This is a genomic window from Aquimarina sp. 2-A2 (genome assembly GCF_045505135.1).
Classification (GTDB): Bacteria; Bacteroidota; Bacteroidia; order Flavobacteriales; family Flavobacteriaceae; genus Aquimarina; species Aquimarina intermedia.
Window position 1 is genome coordinate 24,135 of record NZ_JBJKFI010000005.1, and the last position, 16,729, is coordinate 40,863.

Here is a 16,729-nt window from a genome sequence, read left to right on the forward strand (position 1 = left end):
TTTTTACTTTCCAAAAAATACCTGTCTGCTGACTGAAGTCGGTTCGCTAATAAGCGTGAGTTTAAATTTATACGGTTGAATACGCAGTAAAGTATGTTTGTTACTAATTAGTCTCTTTGGATGATAAACATTGCAGGACGTTTGTGTAGATCCACTGGTGTTTTTTTCCAATCTTCGATAGTTTTTGTCACAATATATTCTGTGGTCAGGGTAATATCGCAAGCGATACATAGCCGTGTGCTTGCATGTAAGATAGTTTTCAAATCCTCAAACATCTTATCATTACGGTAAGGCGTTTCAATAAACAATTGCGCTTGGTTTTTTTCTAATGAGATTCTCTCCAAGGATTTAATCGTGGATTTGCGTTCTTGTTTATCTATGGGCAGGTATCCGTTAAAAGCGAAGTTCTGTCCATTCATACCGCTACTCATCATAGCTAGTAAGATAGAAGATGGTCCAACCAAAGGAGTCACCTGAATATCTTTTTCGTGGGCCATTCTAATTATTTCTGCTCCTGGATCAGCAATTCCTGGACAACCTGCATCAGATAACAATCCTACCGATTCACCGTTGAAGCAAGGATCCAGAAACCCGGGCATCTCTTCAGCACTGGTGTATTTATTTACTGTATTGATAATTAAGGAGCGTTGTGCTTTGCTGGGACTGATTTTTTTTATAAAACGTCTTGCTGGTTTTTCGTTTTCAACGATATAATGATTTACCTGTTCTAAAACCTTTTTTATAGATATAGGGAGGACTTCTAAGGGGACATCATCTCCTAGACGAGTTGGAATTAAGTATAAGCGACCTTTAGGATTTAATGGTTTTGATTCCATAGATTTTTATTTGGCATTCTTCGGTTAAATTCAATTACATTTAGTCTGTAAAACGATCACGTAACAGAGTTGGGTTATATTACATGATTAACAATGTATGTTATACTCTGATAGGTTACAATAGTACTAATTTTTTTGTAAATCAGATAGAACTACTTTTTGCAGTATTAAAAAAAAGTGCTTGAGAATTCTTAAAATTTACTTGGCAAAATCTAAAGAGTGCCCCGCTCCAGTTGTGTTACTAATATATCTGAAGCTTTGTCAAGCATTTTAAAGACATCTTCAAATCCTTGCTCCCCACCATAGTAGGGGTCGGGAACCTCCACATTTTCATCAGGATATACCAGATCCATAATTAAGCGAATCTTTTGTTTATCCTCATCGTTTCTTGCGAGTTTTTGTAAATTATCTTTATTGGCTTGATCCATCGCAAATATGTAGGTGAATTTATCAAAATCTTCAACGGTAAATTGTGCAGCACGTTGATTTGTCAAATCAATTCCATATTTTTTAGCGATGTCTATTGATCTTCGGTCAGGGAGTCCTCCGATATGATAATTACTAGTTCCGCTAGATTGTATTTCATAACGTGTAGGATCTAATTTTGAGGCAAGTATACCTTCGGCTAATGGTGATCGGCAAATATTACCTAAACAAACCATAAGGATTTTAGTCTTCATAAGGTAGAATATTTAAAAGAAATAGCTTTTGAATAAAACCAATCTGAAAGAGATACTGAGATTATAGAGTTAGTTTTTTTCCTAAATCTTCGACATATTTTCTAAATTGCTTATCAGTTGATGAAAGGTTGTCTACAGTTTTGCAAGCATGTAACACTGTAGCATGATCTCTCTTGCCGATTTGGGTGCCGATACTAGCTAGGGATGCTTTGGTTAATTTTTTAGCAAAGAACATAGCTAATTGACGAGCCTGTACAATATGACGCTTTCTTGTTTTGGACTGTAATGTCTCAACATCCATTTGAAAATAATCGCTAACTACCTTTTGAATATAGTCTATAGATACTTCTCGCTTAGTGTTCTTTACATAATTATCCACAATAGCCTTGGCTAAATCTATAGTTATGTCTTTTTTGTTGAACGAAGAATGGGCGATTAAAGAAATGATCGCTCCTTCAAGCTCTCGAATGTTTGTTTTGATATTATTGGCTAAAAATTCAACAATATCTTCTGGCATTTCTACACCATCACGATATAGTTTATTTTTAATTATAGATACTCTGGTTTCAAAATCAGGTTGGTGCAACTCTGCAGATAATCCCCATTTAAAACGAGATAATAGACGCTGTTCGATATCTTGCATATCAACAGGAGCCTTATCACTGGTCAAAATTACCTGTTTTCCATTTTGATGTAAGTGGTTAAAGATGTGAAAGAAGACATCTTGTGTACCTGCTTTTCCAGACAATAATTGAATATCATCAACGATAAGCACGTCTATTATTTGATAAAAATGAATAAAATCATTACGATTATTCTTTTTTACCGACTCGATATATTGCTGAGTAAACTTCTCAGCAGAAATATAAAGCACGGTTTTCTCAGGATAGTTATCTTTGATATTAACACCAATAGCATGTGCTAAATGGGTTTTTCCAAGACCAACACCTCCAAAAATAAGTAAAGGGTTGAATGATGTTCCTCCAGGTTTATTAGCCACAGCCATTCCTGCTGAACGTGCTAATCGGTTGGAATCTCCTTCTAAGAAATTTTCGAAATTATAACTAGGGTTGAGTTGTGATTCTATCTTCACATTACGAATCCCCGGTATGATAAAAGGATTCTTTAATTCTGGATTTCTACTTTTAACAGGAACATCTACTTCTTGAGAACGAACGGCCATTCTATTGGCACTAGGAATTTTTTCTGTAAAAGGTTTTTTATTCCCATACGTATTTTCCATTTTGATAACATACACCAATTTTGCATGTTCTCCTAATTCACGTGTTAGTGAAACCTTGAGTAGATTCACATAGTGTTCTTCTAGCCATTCGTAAAAGAATTTACTAGGAACTTGAATACTTAGAGCGCTATCCGTAAGCTTTACAGCTTTGATGGGTTCAAACCAAGTTTTATAAGCTTGTGGAGTAATATTGTCTTCTATAAAAGACAAACAATTCTCCCAAACCGATTGCGCAGTTATATTCATTATAGTATTCAGGTTTCTGTCTTTATTGGTTGTTATCTGGAAATCTATGTAATCTTCCTTACTTTTTTGCATGACAAATATGTGAACAAATATTGTAATAAAAAAATCTAATGGGTGTTGAATTTTAATTATTTTTTTCGCATACTTATAAAATTCTTATGTTCTAACCAATTAAAAAAATTAACTAATATTTATGTCAATTAGCTCAAAATCTACCCTAAAAGTTCGTTATTCAGAGACTGATCAAATGGGTGTTGTGCACCACTCCAATTATGCTAAATACCTTGAAATCGCCAGGATTGACTGGATATCCCAAATAGGATTCTCATATAAATCAATGGAAGATGATGGCGTGATGCTTCCGGTATTTACTTTAGCTTTTAAATTTAAGAAATCTGCCTTCTTTGACGATGTTTTGACTGTTAAAACTACCCTTAAGAAAATTCCTACATTTCGTATTCAGTTCGAATATCAAATATACAACCAAAAAGACGAATTATTAACAACTGCGTCTACAGATTTAGTTTTTGTAGATGCAAAGACTAGGAAACCTATGCTGTGTCCGCAACCAATATTGGATAAAATCAGCGAACTGTATTGATCATAATTTTTTAATGTCGACTTCATAGAGTGTGTCAAAAGTTTCAAAAATTTCTTTTGATTTTTTCTTTCGAACACTTATTGTAATTCTGCAATCCAGTTCTAGATCCTGTTTAAGGATTGCTATCTGCTTTGATTTGATAATGCGCATTACCTTATTCATGTTTTTATAGTCAAAAATAAGTTTAAAATGATGTTGAATGGTTTTAGTTTTAATATCAGAATTTTCAAGAGCCATTTGAGCCGCTGTCTTGTAGGCGGATATGAGGCCTCCTACACCTAATTTGACGCCTCCAAAATAGCGAACTACCACAATCAAAATATTAGTAACTTCAAAAGATTGAATTTGACCATAAATTGGTTGGCCTGCAGAGTTAGAGGGTTCTCCATCATCATTAGCACGATATGATGTTTCTTCAATACCTATCTGCCATGCATAACACCAATGTCTGGCGGCATGATGTTCTTTTTTAAGTTGCTCAAGAATGTCTTTTACCTGTTCTTCAGAACTTACTGGGAAGGTGTACCCGAAAAACTTACTGTTCTTATCTTTATACAAAACCTCATTATCTGGTTTTTCTATCGTTTTATATGTGTCATCAATCATAATGTGTACTAAATTGAAAGTGCAACCAGAAGGATACTGAAAATAGATAACGCAATTCCGATCCAGTTTTTCAGAATTAATTCTTCCTTAAATAGTAAAATTCCGGTTAGCGTAGAAACTAATAAGATAGCTACATTATTTATGGTAAATACTGTCGAGCTATCTAGATTTTCAGCACGTAGTGCTTGTATTAAAAAATATATAGAGCCATAATTTGGAATTCCCAAAGCAATACCTCCTAATATATTTTTGAATTCAATATTTAGTGTCCCTCTTATTCTCTGATATATTAATGCCAGGAGGCCCAATAGTGCTGCACATCCAAAGATGGTTGCCGAAAAAATTGGAATATCGTTTTTTGAGACATAGTTAAGTTCTATATACTTCAGGCTAGTATCTATAAAACCACTCCCTATAAAAACCAGAACAGGAAAAATTATGTTTTCTTTTTGAATGTGAATGCCCGAAGATTTTTTTATTGACGTAAAATACACAGCAAATAGCGCAATAATAATTCCTGATATTTTTAAAAGCCCGGTACTCTCATGATATACAATAATTCCAAAGATAATAGGGATGGCTACGCTCATTTTGCTAGCTACTGCAGCCACAGATAAGCCGTTTTTTTGTGTGGTTATGGCCATGCAATTAAAAACAAGTATAAAAATCAACCCTAATACAACAGCCCCTATAAACCACTCCTGCTGTGGGAGGCCTGATAAACTAATTGGCTCACCATATGCTAAAAGGCCGGATGTGCAAGCGAAAATGTAATTAAATACAATAGCCTGCATTGTATTGATATTGTATTTTGAGAATAATTTGAAGACAATAAAAATAAGGGTAGAGGCAATTATGCTAAGGAGTAGATATATCAAAATAATTCGGCTTTAATTGTAAACAAATCAACGATGTCTTCAGTTTTTGGAGCAATGTTCCAGACGTGCATGCCCAAAGCTTTGGCTGCATCGGTATTATCTTTAGTGTCGTCTATAAAAAGTACTTCATCAGCTTTAAGGTTATGAGTAGTTAACACAAATTCATATATTTCAGGATTAGGTTTACGTAATTGTATTTCGTGAGATAAATAGAAATGATCAAAGCAGTTTTTAAAAGCCTCATAAAAATGCACGTTATTTTGAATCCACTCAATATGGAGTGCATTTGTATTACTTAGTAAAATTAGCTGGTAGTTTTGACTTTTATGTAACTCTGAGATGAAATTAAATCGATGCTGGGGGAAATCTAAGAGAATTGCATTCCACGCATGAACTATCGAATCGGTAGTTTCTTGCTTTAAAATATTTCGATACTCATTTAGAAAGACCTTAGAATTAATTTTTCCAGTTTCAAAAAGGGTGTTCACTTCGTCTAAGTGATCTGTTAGATGTGAGACATCTAATTTTTTAATTTCATTCTGGGTGGCTTCTTTATTCAAGTTGATGAATACGTCACCAAAATCAAATAGTATAGTTTTAATCATTTTGGTAGGTTATTAATAAATCGTTCCCTATTTGAACTTGCGAATGTTTTTTTGCTTTAAATTTTGGTTCAGGAGTACCATTTTTAAAGTATTTATCTCCTGTGAATACTCTTGCTTCGTCCCACATATTGAGGTCGATAAAGCTCTGTAGCGTTTTTGTTCCTCCTTCTACAATTAATGATTGAATTCCCCGCTCGTACAATGCATTGCAAATAGCAGGGAGCAGATCCTGAGTAAAAGGTACAGTGATATATTCAGTATTAGTATATTTATTGTTTTTAATTGATTTTTCAGTAAAACAGATTGTAGCAGCGTTTGTGTCGAATATATGAGAGTTCTCGGGAACTTTATTGCTTCTATCGAGTATAATTCGTGTCGGTTGGTGGCCTTGCCAATTTCTTAAAGTAAGTTTAGGATTGTCTTTAATTGCTGTTTGCGTACCGATCAAAATCGCCTGTTCTTCTGCTCTCCATTGATGAACTAATTGTTTTGCGGGTGCCTCGGTAATCCATACCGGTGCTCTCTCGTCACGATTATTTGCAGGAGCAATAAAATTATCTCGCGTTTTTGCCCATTTCAAAATAATATAAGGTCTCTTTTTGTTGTGAAATGTAAAGAATCGCTTATTAAGTTGCTTACATTCTTCTTCAAGTACACCCACTATGACATCACATCCGGCTTGTATTAATTTTTGAATTCCGCGACCGCTTACTTCTGCAAAGGAATCAATGGTGCCGATAACTACTCTTTTTATGCCTTTTGCGATAATTAGATCACTACACGGCGGAGTTTTACCATAATGACTACAGGGCTCAAGGCTAACGTAAATGGTTGATTTCGATAATAATGCTTCGTTCTCTACCGCATTTATAGCATTTACTTCGGCATGCGCTGTTCCTGCCTGATAATGCCAACCTTCACCAATAATTCGATCTTGATAAACGATAACACTGCCGACTAAAGGGTTTGGGTAGGTTGTACCTAAACCGTTTTTAGCAAGCTGTATACATCGTTGCATATATTTTTTATGTACACTCAACTGTTTACATTTTTTTTTAGTTTATAAAAGAAACTCCAGGTACTATTCATTCGATACATTCTTTTACTTCCAGATATAGCCTTATCTTTGTTTAGTAAGCATCATAAGGAGTAAAAATAACTAGCCTTATACAATCTAGGGTCTGTAAATTTGTATTTCTTTAAAAACTAGTGACTAAAATTTTATTCTGTTATTAACGCTTACTTAGAGTAAGAATATTGAAACAAAAATACTATTAATAATACAAATGAGTACATTGATTTTACGCCCGGTTAAACCGGAAGACAATAAATTATTAGCCAAAGTTTTACGGGATGTTTTAATTGAAATGGGGGTTCCTAAAGTAGGGACAGCCTATGAGGATGAATCTTTGGATAGGATGTATGAGACCTATGATAAAGAGCGCTGTGCGTATTTTGTAGTTGAAGAAGACGGGAGGCTTTTAGGAGGTGCCGGTATAGCGCCTTTGACAGGCGAAAAACCTACGATTTGCGAACTGCAAAAAATGTATTTTCTATCAGAAGTACGCGGACGTGGTATTGGTTATCAGATGATGCAAAAATGCTTGGAGTTTGCAAAAAATAATGAATATACGCACTGCTATTTAGAAACCATGCCCTATATGGAGTCGGCGCGTAAGCTATATCGAAAAGTAGAATTTGAACCTTTAGCTGCTCCGATGGGGGACACAGGTCATTACAGCTGTAAAGAATGGATGCTCAAAACACTATAAATTGGATTGCTGTTGGATACTATGAATGACATGTTTGATATTCGAACCTATAGAGCTGATTTTCTAAATTCATTAAAGGGATTGTATGAAGTTGAGGAGGTAAAATCCTTTTTCAATATGCTTTCAGCATCTTATTTAGGGTTAAGTCGTGCCCAAATAGCGCTGGTACTAGATCGTTTATTAACTGCAGATGAAATGCAATTAATGAATACAGCAAAAGAACAATTGATGCAGCATCAGCCTATTCAATACATTCTTGGAGAAACAGAGTTTTATGGATCGGTGTTTAAGGTCAATCCCCATGTTTTAATTCCGCGTCCTGAAACAGAAGAACTTGTTGACTGGATCTATAATGATTTACAAAATAGAGAACAAGTCGATCAGCCGATAAGGATTTTAGATATTGGAACCGGTAGTGGATGTATTGCTATTTCGTTGGCAAAAGAGTTTCCCCAGGCCGAAGTGTATGCATTGGATCTTTCAGAGCAAGCTATCCAAGTGGCGACCGAAAACGCTAAGCGAAATAACGTTTCTATAACATTTATACAGGCCGATATAACGGATGATGCTCTATTGTTACCCAATCAATTCGATACTATTGTATCTAATCCTCCCTATGTACGCATGTTAGAAAAACATGAGATTCAATCGAATGTATTAGATAATGAGCCTCATTTAGCACTTTTTGTAGAGGACGAAGACCCGCTGATTTTTTATAGAAAAATTACTAAGTTAGCAAGCGGAAATCTTACTAAAGACGGGTTATTATATTTCGAAATTAATCAATATTTAGGCAGGGAAACGGTAGCATTAGTACAAAAGTTAGGTTTTGAAGATGTAGAGCTGCGCAAAGATGTGTTTACTAACGATCGAATGATTCGTGCAAAAAGATAATTAATTATGAGGAGTCTAAAATCAATAGCAGTATTTTGTGGAAGTAGTGAAGGCAATGATCTTAAGATAATTGATGAAGCAAGAGCATTGGGAAAACAATTTGCTCAAGATAGCATTACGTTAGTATATGGTGGTGCCAAAATAGGGATTATGGGTGAAGTAGCTAGTGGTGCCCTTGAAGCTAAAGGAACTGTCATCGGAGTAATTCCGGAATTTTTGAAGCAAAAAGAAGTGGTTCATCATGGATTAAGTGAGTTGATAACGGTTGAGACTATGCATCAGCGCAAACTAAAAATCCAAGATTTGAGTGAAGGTTTTATTGCGTTGCCAGGAGGGTTCGGTACGCTGGAAGAATTGTTTGAAATTATCACCTGGGGTCAATTAGGGTTGCATCAAAAGCCGATTGGTATTCTCAATACAAATGGTTTTTATAATGAGCTTTTGCAATTTATGGAGCATATGGTACGTAAAGGATTTCTTAAAATGGAAAATTATGAGTTACTTGTTATTGACGCCTCAATAGCTGGTCTTTTACAAAAAATGAAAGATTATACGCCAAAACGAGTGCCAAAATGGTTAAAGTCTGACCGAACATAATTTAATAAAGTAGTTTTTGGATAAAATGAATAAAGAAGAACAAATCAACGCGTTGCGTGAGGAGTTGAGACAGCATAATTACAATTATTATGTATTGGACAAACGAGAGATTTCGGATTTTGAGTTTGATACCAAATTAAAAACATTACAAAAACTCGAGGCAGAGTATCCGGAGTTTTATGATGCTAATTCTCCTACCTTAAGAGTAGGGGGGCAGGTCACAAAAAATTTTCCTACTATAAAACATACGCATCGTATGTACTCGCTGGATAATTCATATTCCAGAGAAGATCTTTTGGATTGGGAAAACAGAATCAAAAAATTAGTGGATGGTCAGATACAATATACTTGCGAGTTAAAATATGATGGAGCCTCTATAAGCCTGACATATAAGCATGGATTGTTAGTGCAAGCGGTAACCCGGGGAGACGGTTTTCAAGGAGATGAGGTTACCAATAATATCAAAACTATCAAATCTGTGCCACTAAAATTAAATGGGGAGTATCCCGATACATTTGACATTAGAGGAGAGATAGTTTTGCCATACGCTGGATTTGCCAAGATGAATGAAGAGCGTATTGCTGCCGGTGAGGAGCCATATGCTAATCCTCGTAACACGGCGTCAGGTAGCTTAAAGCTTCAGGATAGTAGTGAGGTTGCAAAGCGTCCTTTGGAATGTTTGCTATATACAATTGTTGGTGATCACTTAGGTTTTGCTTCTCATCATGAAAGCTTAGAAAAGGCCAGATCATGGGGGTTTAAAGTTCCTAAGGAATCAAAATTGGTAGGTTCTATTGAAGAAGTGTTAGAGTATATAGCCTATTGGGATAAACATCGTAGTGAATTGCCATACGAAACCGATGGTGTAGTAATCAAAGTAAACAACCTGTATCAACAAGAAGAGCTTGGGTTTACAGCCAAAGCTCCGCGATGGGCTATGGCTTATAAGTTTAAAGCTGACCAAGTAAGTACGCGGTTAAAGGAGATTACCTATCAGGTAGGGCGTACCGGTGCTATTACACCTGTTGCTAACCTTGAACCGGTAGCATTAGCGGGGACCGTTGTTAAGCGTGCCTCTTTGCACAATGCGGATCAGATAGCAAAGCTGGATGTGCGGGTGAATGATACTGTTTTCGTAGAAAAAGGAGGTGAAATCATTCCCAAAATTGTGGGAGTTGACTTTACAAAAAGAGATTCGAAATCTATTCCTACAACTTATATACAAAATTGTCCCGAATGTGGGACGCCACTGTTAAGAGCCGAAGGGGAAGCACAACATTATTGTCCAAATACCTTTGGGTGTTTTCCACAAATTGTGGGTAGAATACAGCATTTTATTTCGCGTAAAGCTATGGATATAGAAGGTTTGGGCGGTGAAACTGTAGCACTTTTGGTAAAAGCTGGTTTGATAAAAGATTATGCTGACTTGTATACATTGAAAAAAGAAGATGTATTGCCCTTAGAGCGTATGGCAGAAAAAAGTGCCGACAATTTAATTCAAGGAGTGCAAAAATCTATCGAGATCCCGTTTGAACGGGTGTTGTTTGCTTTAGGAATACGTTATGTTGGTGAGACTGTGGCTAAAAAACTGGCTAAACATTACAAATCTATTGATGCTATTATGTCTGCAACAGAAGAGCAACTTGTTATGGTTGATGAAATAGGAATTAAAATTGCTGAAAGTGTTGTTGAATTTTTCAAGCAGCCATATTCTGTTTCTCTCATAAACAGGTTGAGAGCAAGCGGGGTGCAACTCGAACTTTCGGCAGAGAAGTTGGCTAGTCAAACAACAACTTTGGCAGATAAGACATTTGTGGTATCCGGAGTGTTTACTCAGGTAACCAGAAATGAATTAAAAAAGCTTATTGAAGATAATGGAGGTAAAGTCTCAAGTTCAATTTCTGCTAAAACATCCTTCCTGGTAGCAGGAGATAAGATGGGGCCCAGCAAATTAGAAAAAGCTACAAAATTGAACATTTCAATAATATCAGAGGTTGATTTTTTAGATATGATAAGATAAAAACTTATGGGTTTGGTGTTAACTATAGTTATCACTATGTCTTCGTTGAAATATTCAATAAAAGCGTTGCTTTGGTAAATTAATTACGTATTTACTTAATAATTAGTGTATTGAACGTCGTGTTATTTGAAAAGATTGTTATAAATTCGCGCAATTCTTAAAATTTTAACCAAAAATTAAGTATTGTAACGATGTCTAACAGGTTATTTATTCAAATTTATAAGAAACTACCTGATTTATCTCCAGGTGTCAGAGGTTCGTTTATGTGTGGGACAATATCACCTGGCCTATGAGAAAAAAGTTACAATCTCTTGTTTATCCATCATTTATTTTTCTGTCACTACTCACAATGTTAGTTGGAGTATTTTCACATGATCTGGTCAATTACATAAAACCTATAACTTTGGTTGTGTTGATTGGATATTACATCATTCATGTAGCTAGAATAAACGTTATTGTAATAATTAGTGTTTTGTTAATTTTAGTCACAGAGACGTACGTACATCGTGACTTTTTACTGTTTTTTGAAGAAATTACGTATTTGATTTCCCTTTATTATCTTGTGTCAACTGCTTTGCTTTGGAAAAGTTTTAGAAAACTAAAGCTAACGTTTAAGAACGTGGTATCTCTGCAGCTAGTTGTGACCATGTCTTTAATTCTTTATTTATTTTATGCGGTAACTAATTTGATACTTCCTAAAATATCTCTTTATCAGTGGCACCTTTTAGGAGTAATTATTTCGTTTACGATATTTTTAGGAGTTTCATATTATATCTATTTAAATAGCAAAGCTGAGGTGAGCTATGCTATCATGGTTGCAGCATCGTGCTTTTTGATAGTAAACATTTTGACCACCTTAAATGAATTGTATGTATATGTTGAGGTTTTTTATTTAATAAACATTTTATTACAATTTCTAGGTCAATTTTTTCTTATCCGCTTTTTTATCACTCAAGATCAATTACAACCAAATACAGACGACTTTATTTTTTAAATTAAAATCAGTGCTGCCAGCTTAATTCAAAGATGAATAAAAAAAGTGTTTTCTTATTTGGTATTGCTCTGGTCGTATTGGTAGTTATCATCGTATGTTTTGAAAGAAGCAATTTAATATTTCTGAAGCCTGTGATAACATTGCTATTGGTATGGGTGTTTTATTTTCATAAAAAATGGAGTAACCGTTGGTTTTATATCAGCTTGTTTTTAATTATTATAAATGACACTTTAGTTTATTTAGATTTCTTATTGTATTTTCATCTTATTTCTGTAATTATATCATTGTTTTATATAACATGTACCCTCGCACTTAAGCAGTTTATCCGATTTGAAAGAATTAAAATTAAAGAACTTTTAACGCTACCGGTTATAACTAGTTTTATTTTAGTAATTTACTTAATGATTTCTGTTATCGATATGATAGCACCAAACATAGAAAATTCCGTGTCTTTTTTTATAGCTATATGTACTACCCAGCTTAATTTTGTTGGGGTGAGTATGTATATTTACTTAGTGAATAGATATAAAGGGAGTTTTCTTCTTTTCATCTCGGTTTGTTGCTGTCTGTTTGTTAATGCTTTTTTACCTATCAACGAGTTTTATTACTATCACGTAGCCTTTACCGTAGTGATTAACATTGCTGAATCCTTAGGGTTGTTTTTCTACACTAAATTTTTGGTAGAAGCTAGGGAAAGAGAAGTTGTTAAAGAAAAAAATATCTATCTGTAAAATTATATAATACAGTGTTATAGGGTTTCTAAGGTGGCTTTATCTGTTGTGGTATTCTTTTTTAAATCATAAAATAGCTACATTTGTCATCTAATTTTTAGTTAATGATTTTAAAGGGGTTAAAGCGAAATGCGCTGAAACGGATTATTGAAGTTCAATTAGCGAATAGAAACGTTCAGCAAGTAGCCCGGATTAAAAGTATTGTAATCCTGATAGAAAGCAAATCTTTTGATCTAGTCTCCCATTTTAAGAATTTTAGCAAAGAAATAGGGGTGAATTCAGAAAACTTCCATATTCTGGAATATCAGGAAAATAACAAAGAACCAGGGTCATTACATAGTAAAGTCTGGTATACCGATAAAGCTTTTACATATAAAGGTGCGCTGTTAGATCAAGATTTGAATAAAATAATTGATCATTCGTATGATTTGTTAATCAACTTTTACCAAACAGACCTGTTAGAGCTCAACTATATCGCATCTTTGTCAAAAGCAAAGTTTAAAGTTGGTTTTCCTGAGGTTGATGCTAGGATTAACGATTTGAGTATAGCAACTAGTATGAAAGAGGTAGATGTGTTTATAGAAGAATTAAAAAAATATCTTAAAATTTTAGAATTAATATGAGTACAGTTCTTAAAGGAACCGGTGTAGCGTTAGTAACACCTTTTAATCAAGACGGAACAATTGATTTTGCTGGGCTTTCCAAGCTTGTTGATTTTTGTGTAAAAGGTACAATTGATTATTTAGTCGTGTTAGGTACAACTGGAGAATCGGTAACGCTGTCTGCAGAAGAAAAGCAAGCTGTTATAGATTGTGTTATCAAATCCAATAATAGCAGGTTACCATTGGTTCTAGGGATTGGCGGTAATAACACAGCAGCAATTATTGAGGAAATTCAATCGCGTGATCTATCATCCTTTGAGGCAATTCTCTCTGTAGTTCCTATGTATAATAAACCTACACAAGAAGGTATTTATCAGCATTATAAAATGTTGAGTGAAGCTACTTCAAAATCGATAGTGTTGTACAACGTACCATCGCGTACAGGATCCAATATGACTGCAGAAACGACTTTGAGACTGGCGCAGCTAGATAATATTATAGGTATAAAAGAAGCAACGTCTGATGTTATGCAATTGCTGAAGATTTTAAAAGATCGTCCAAAAGATTTCTTGGTTATTTCTGGAGATGATGCACTTGCGCTGCCTGCAATTATGGCTGGTGGAGATGGTGTTATAAGTGTTATAGGACAGGGGCTCCCGGAGGAATTCTCAGAAATGGTTCGTTTAGGATTATCAGGTAAAGGTAAAGAGGCTTTTGAAATTTTATATCGCTTATTACCAATAATTGATTATGCTTTTGAAGAAGGAAACCCGGCGGGAATTAAACAGATTCTGAAAGTAAGATCGGTGTGTGAAAGCTATGTACGCTTGCCATTGATAAAAGCTTCTTCGTCTTTATCTCAAAAAATTGAAAAGTTTTTACACTCTTAAAATAGTGAGACCGACAGTCATGGGAATTTAACTAATAATTCTTTATTGTTTGTAGATAGATTTTAGTTAATCAAAGATTGCAACATTGAGGTTTACGACACGTTATTTATAAGAGGAATTAAAATTTTTTAATACGGTAGAAATAGCTATTTTTGCCAGATATTTTTTAATATGAAGAAAGTAGTACTATTACTTATTAGTATAATAACGTTAGCCTCTTGCAGCGAATATCAAAAAGTGCTAAAGAGTGAAGATGCAAGCGTTAAGTATACCATGGCCGAAAAGCTGTATAAAGAGGAGAAATATAAGAAGGCGTTGCGTCTGTTTGAGCAAGTTGTTCCTCAATACAGAGGGAAGCCACAGGCAGAACGCGTTATGTACTATTATGCTGATACGTATTATCAATTAGAAGATTTTTATTTGTCAGGATATCAGTTTGAACGTTTTGTAAAGTCATATCCTAAGAGTGATAAAAATGAAGAAGCAGCGTATAAAGCAGCAAAAAGCTATTATTTTTTATCTCCACGTTATACGTTGGATCAAAGCGACACAGATAAAGCTATAGAGAAACTTCAGGGGTATATAAATGGTTTTCCTGAAGGTGCTTACTTAGAAGAAGCAAATACTATGGTGAGCGAACTTCGTGTCAAAAAGGAAAAGAAAGCTTTTGAAATTGCAAAGAAATATCATCATAGAGAAGATTATAAAGTGGCTATAGCTTCTTTTGATAATTTCTTAGTAGACTATCCGGGATCACCTTTTAGAGAAAGTGTGCTTTATTACAAGCTTGAATCTCAATATCTTTTGGCTGTTGGGAGTTATCAAAGTTTGGTCGAGGAGCGTCTTGAAGAAGCTAAGGGATATTATTTGACCTATAAGAAATATTATAAGGCTGGTGAATTTAATCAGCAAGCAGAAGATATAGCACAAGATATTACATCAAGATTAGAAGAATTTAAATAGAAAATTTAGGAGAAGATGGATTTAAAAAAGAGTAACGCGCCTGTTAATACTACTACAATTGATAAGAATTTGATTGATAAGCCTACTGATAATATTTATGAAGCAATTTCTATTATTTCAAAACGAGCTAATCAAATCAATACGGATATTAAAAAGGAGCTTTTAGAAAAATTAGATGAATTTGCAACTTATAACGATAGCTTAGAAGAAGTTTTCGAAAATAAAGAGCAAATTGAAGTTTCTAAGTTTTATGAGCGTTTACCAAAACCGCACTCATTAGCAGCTCAGGAATGGCTGGAAGGTAAAATTTATCATAGAAATACAAAGACTGATTCAGAAACTGTATAGAAATGTCTGTTATAAGCGGTAAAAAAATTCTTTTGGGTATCACTGCTGGTATCGCCGCTTATAAAACGGCTTCTTTAGTTAGAGGTTTTATAAAATGTGGAGCACAGGTTAAGGTTGTCATGACACCGGCGGCAAAAGACTTTGTTACTCCGCTTACGCTTTCTACGCTTTCTAAGAACCCTGTACATTCTTCATTTTATGATGACGAGGATGATAACGCAGTTTGGAACAATCATGTAGATTTAGGGTTATGGGCGGATATCATGGTGATTGCACCCGCCACAGCTAATACCCTTTCAAAAATGGCATCAGGAACCAGTGATAACCTTTTGCTGGCGACCTATTTGTCTGCAAAATGCCCAGTGTATTTTGCTCCCGCTATGGACTTGGATATGTACAATCATCCATCTACTCATAAAACATTCTCTACGCTTCAAGGATATGGAAATATTATGATACCTGCAGAATCCGGGGAGTTAGCAAGCGGATTAGTAGGCGAAGGGAGAATGGCTGAACCCGATAATATCATAGACTTTATAGAGCAACATATTCTTAAAACACTTCCTTTAAAAAATAAAAAAATACTCATCACTGCGGGACCAACATATGAAGCAATTGATCCTGTTCGTTTTATTGGGAATCATTCCAGTGGAAAAATGGGTATTGAGCTTGCAAAAACTGCAGCTAACTTAGGTGCTCAGGTGGTATGTGTTTTAGGACCTTCTGCCGTTACCGTCACTCACAAACATATTACAGTGCTTCCTGTTACTAGTGCAGCAGAAATGTTTGAGACTGTCAAAACGCATTATCCATCGTGTGATGTAGTTATTTCCGCCGCAGCTGTTGCAGACTATCGTCCTAAACAGGTTTCTGATCAAAAATTAAAAAAGAAAGATGGGGATTTGAGTATTGCTTTAGAAAGAACGACAGATATTCTCAAATGGCTGGGAGATCATAAGGACAAGCAATGTTTGATCGGGTTTGCCTTAGAGACCGAAAATGAGCTTGCTAATGCACAGGGGAAGCTAAAAAGAAAAAATTTAGACTTAATTGTGCTCAATTCATTGAACGATACCGGAGCAGGTTTCAAAAATGAAACAAATAAAATTACGCTCATCGATCATAAACAAAATATCCAAACGTTTGAATTAAAAAGTAAAACAGAAGTAGCTATGGATATTTTTGAAAAGATTATGTCTTTGTTGAATTTATAATTGTCTACA

General features: G+C 34.8%; 19 protein-coding genes. 12 read left to right on the forward strand and 7 right to left on the reverse strand.

What is annotated here, in order from left to right; genetic code table 11:
- Nucleotides 1-107 precede the first annotated feature (107 nt).
- The 3 genes from ACJRPK_RS12260 to dnaA form a co-directional block, all read right to left on the reverse strand.
- Entirely contained in the window at nucleotides 108-836 is a 729-nt protein-coding gene (locus ACJRPK_RS12260; RefSeq protein WP_407140286.1) for an SAM-dependent methyltransferase, read from the reverse strand.
- A gap of 212 nt (nucleotides 837-1,048) precedes the next feature.
- Nucleotides 1,049-1,516, reverse strand: a complete 468-nt coding sequence (locus ACJRPK_RS12265) for a low molecular weight protein-tyrosine-phosphatase (RefSeq protein ID WP_407140288.1) — start codon at nucleotides 1,514-1,516, stop codon at nucleotides 1,049-1,051.
- Between the two features lie 61 nt (nucleotides 1,517-1,577).
- The gene (dnaA, locus tag ACJRPK_RS12270) at nucleotides 1,578-3,005 is read right to left on the reverse strand and encodes a chromosomal replication initiator protein DnaA (protein ID WP_148783193.1); all 1,428 of its coding nucleotides are present in this window, start codon (nucleotides 3,003-3,005) and stop codon (nucleotides 1,578-1,580) included.
- Nucleotides 3,006-3,198: 193 nt separating this feature from the next.
- On the opposite strand from dnaA, the gene ACJRPK_RS12275 reads away from it, so the two are divergent.
- Nucleotides 3,199-3,606 (forward strand): acyl-CoA thioesterase, encoded by a 408-nt coding sequence (locus tag ACJRPK_RS12275; protein WP_407140289.1) that lies wholly within the window; start codon nucleotides 3,199-3,201, stop codon nucleotides 3,604-3,606.
- Here the strand turns inward: ACJRPK_RS12275 and ACJRPK_RS12280 are convergent, their stop codons facing one another.
- The 4 genes from ACJRPK_RS12280 to ribD form a co-directional block, all read right to left on the reverse strand.
- Nucleotides 3,607-4,212, reverse strand: a complete 606-nt coding sequence (locus ACJRPK_RS12280; RefSeq protein WP_407140291.1) for an IMPACT family protein — start codon at nucleotides 4,210-4,212, stop codon at nucleotides 3,607-3,609.
- Nucleotides 4,213-4,220: 8 nt separating this feature from the next.
- Entirely contained in the window at nucleotides 4,221-5,006 is a 786-nt protein-coding gene (locus tag ACJRPK_RS12285; RefSeq protein ID WP_407140292.1) for an EamA/RhaT family transporter, read from the reverse strand.
- An 80-nt stretch (nucleotides 5,007-5,086) separates the two neighbouring features.
- Nucleotides 5,087-5,695, reverse strand: a complete 609-nt coding sequence (locus ACJRPK_RS12290; protein WP_407140294.1) for an HAD family hydrolase — start codon at nucleotides 5,693-5,695, stop codon at nucleotides 5,087-5,089.
- A complete protein-coding gene (ribD, locus tag ACJRPK_RS12295; protein WP_407140296.1) occupies nucleotides 5,688-6,734 on the reverse strand; it encodes a bifunctional diaminohydroxyphosphoribosylaminopyrimidine deaminase/5-amino-6-(5-phosphoribosylamino)uracil reductase RibD in 1,047 nt (348 codons plus the stop codon). The genes ACJRPK_RS12290 and ribD overlap by 8 nt, the downstream gene beginning before the upstream one ends.
- 247 nt (nucleotides 6,735-6,981) lie before the next feature.
- On the opposite strand from ribD, the gene ACJRPK_RS12300 reads away from it, so the two are divergent.
- The 11 genes from ACJRPK_RS12300 to coaBC all read left to right on the forward strand — a co-directional run bounded on the left by ACJRPK_RS12300 (nucleotide 6,982) and on the right by coaBC (nucleotide 16,720).
- The gene (locus ACJRPK_RS12300) at nucleotides 6,982-7,467 is read left to right on the forward strand and encodes a GNAT family N-acetyltransferase (RefSeq protein WP_407140297.1); all 486 of its coding nucleotides are present in this window, start codon (nucleotides 6,982-6,984) and stop codon (nucleotides 7,465-7,467) included.
- Between the two features lie 21 nt (nucleotides 7,468-7,488).
- Nucleotides 7,489-8,361 (forward strand): peptide chain release factor N(5)-glutamine methyltransferase, encoded by an 873-nt coding sequence (gene prmC / locus ACJRPK_RS12305; protein ID WP_407140628.1) that lies wholly within the window; start codon nucleotides 7,489-7,491, stop codon nucleotides 8,359-8,361.
- 6 nt (nucleotides 8,362-8,367) lie between these two features.
- On the forward strand, nucleotides 8,368-8,958 hold the full coding sequence (locus tag ACJRPK_RS12310; protein WP_407140299.1) for a TIGR00730 family Rossman fold protein: 591 nt from the start codon (nucleotides 8,368-8,370) through the stop codon (nucleotides 8,956-8,958).
- A 25-nt stretch (nucleotides 8,959-8,983) separates the two neighbouring features.
- Nucleotides 8,984-10,978, forward strand: a complete 1,995-nt coding sequence (ligA, locus tag ACJRPK_RS12315) for an NAD-dependent DNA ligase LigA (protein ID WP_407140301.1) — start codon at nucleotides 8,984-8,986, stop codon at nucleotides 10,976-10,978.
- Between the two features lie 289 nt (nucleotides 10,979-11,267).
- On the forward strand, nucleotides 11,268-11,972 hold the full coding sequence (locus ACJRPK_RS12320; protein WP_407140303.1) for a hypothetical protein: 705 nt from the start codon (nucleotides 11,268-11,270) through the stop codon (nucleotides 11,970-11,972).
- Nucleotides 11,973-12,004: 32 nt separating this feature from the next.
- A complete protein-coding gene (locus ACJRPK_RS12325; RefSeq protein WP_407140305.1) occupies nucleotides 12,005-12,703 on the forward strand; it encodes a hypothetical protein in 699 nt (232 codons plus the stop codon).
- 104 nt (nucleotides 12,704-12,807) lie between these two features.
- Nucleotides 12,808-13,326, forward strand: coding sequence for a DUF6913 domain-containing protein (locus ACJRPK_RS12330; protein WP_407140306.1), 519 nt, complete (start codon nucleotides 12,808-12,810; stop codon nucleotides 13,324-13,326).
- Complete coding sequence (dapA, locus tag ACJRPK_RS12335; protein WP_407140307.1) at nucleotides 13,323-14,195, forward strand: 4-hydroxy-tetrahydrodipicolinate synthase; 873 nt, start codon at nucleotides 13,323-13,325, stop codon at nucleotides 14,193-14,195. The genes ACJRPK_RS12330 and dapA overlap by 4 nt, the downstream gene beginning before the upstream one ends.
- Before the next feature lie 171 nt (nucleotides 14,196-14,366).
- Nucleotides 14,367-15,158, forward strand: coding sequence for an outer membrane protein assembly factor BamD (locus ACJRPK_RS12340; protein WP_407140309.1), 792 nt, complete (start codon nucleotides 14,367-14,369; stop codon nucleotides 15,156-15,158).
- Nucleotides 15,159-15,173: 15 nt separating this feature from the next.
- Nucleotides 15,174-15,506, forward strand: coding sequence for a DNA-directed RNA polymerase subunit omega (locus tag ACJRPK_RS12345; RefSeq protein ID WP_148783147.1), 333 nt, complete (start codon nucleotides 15,174-15,176; stop codon nucleotides 15,504-15,506).
- A gap of 2 nt (nucleotides 15,507-15,508) precedes the next feature.
- The gene (coaBC, locus tag ACJRPK_RS12350; RefSeq protein ID WP_407140311.1) at nucleotides 15,509-16,720 is read left to right on the forward strand and encodes a bifunctional phosphopantothenoylcysteine decarboxylase/phosphopantothenate--cysteine ligase CoaBC; all 1,212 of its coding nucleotides are present in this window, start codon (nucleotides 15,509-15,511) and stop codon (nucleotides 16,718-16,720) included.
- Nucleotides 16,721-16,729: the final 9 nt, after the last annotated feature.

Coding starts and splice junctions, on each gene's coding strand:
- ACJRPK_RS12275 (WP_407140289.1), top strand. CDS start 3,199: ATGTCAATTAGCTCAAAATCTACCCTAAAAGTTCGTTATTCAGAGACT.
- ACJRPK_RS12300 (WP_407140297.1), top strand. CDS start 6,982: ATGAGTACATTGATTTTACGCCCGGTTAAACCGGAAGACAATAAATTA.
- ACJRPK_RS12260 (WP_407140286.1), bottom strand. CDS start 836: ATGGAATCAAAACCATTAAATCCTAAAGGTCGCTTATACTTAATTCCA.
- ACJRPK_RS12325 (WP_407140305.1), top strand. CDS start 12,005: ATGAATAAAAAAAGTGTTTTCTTATTTGGTATTGCTCTGGTCGTATTG.
- ACJRPK_RS12330 (WP_407140306.1), top strand. CDS start 12,808: ATGATTTTAAAGGGGTTAAAGCGAAATGCGCTGAAACGGATTATTGAA.
- prmC (WP_407140628.1), top strand. CDS start 7,489: ATGAATGACATGTTTGATATTCGAACCTATAGAGCTGATTTTCTAAAT.
- ACJRPK_RS12310 (WP_407140299.1), top strand. CDS start 8,368: ATGAGGAGTCTAAAATCAATAGCAGTATTTTGTGGAAGTAGTGAAGGC.
- ACJRPK_RS12290 (WP_407140294.1), bottom strand. CDS start 5,695: ATGATTAAAACTATACTATTTGATTTTGGTGACGTATTCATCAACTTG.
- dnaA (WP_148783193.1), bottom strand. CDS start 3,005: ATGAATATAACTGCGCAATCGGTTTGGGAGAATTGTTTGTCTTTTATA.
- coaBC (WP_407140311.1), top strand. CDS start 15,509: ATGTCTGTTATAAGCGGTAAAAAAATTCTTTTGGGTATCACTGCTGGT.
- ACJRPK_RS12320 (WP_407140303.1), top strand. CDS start 11,268: ATGAGAAAAAAGTTACAATCTCTTGTTTATCCATCATTTATTTTTCTG.
- ACJRPK_RS12345 (WP_148783147.1), top strand. CDS start 15,174: ATGGATTTAAAAAAGAGTAACGCGCCTGTTAATACTACTACAATTGAT.
- ACJRPK_RS12285 (WP_407140292.1), bottom strand. CDS start 5,006: ATGCAGGCTATTGTATTTAATTACATTTTCGCTTGCACATCCGGCCTT.
- ACJRPK_RS12280 (WP_407140291.1), bottom strand. CDS start 4,212: ATGATTGATGACACATATAAAACGATAGAAAAACCAGATAATGAGGTT.
- ligA (WP_407140301.1), top strand. CDS start 8,984: ATGAATAAAGAAGAACAAATCAACGCGTTGCGTGAGGAGTTGAGACAG.
- dapA (WP_407140307.1), top strand. CDS start 13,323: ATGAGTACAGTTCTTAAAGGAACCGGTGTAGCGTTAGTAACACCTTTT.
- ACJRPK_RS12265 (WP_407140288.1), bottom strand. CDS start 1,516: ATGAAGACTAAAATCCTTATGGTTTGTTTAGGTAATATTTGCCGATCA.
- ACJRPK_RS12340 (WP_407140309.1), top strand. CDS start 14,367: ATGAAGAAAGTAGTACTATTACTTATTAGTATAATAACGTTAGCCTCT.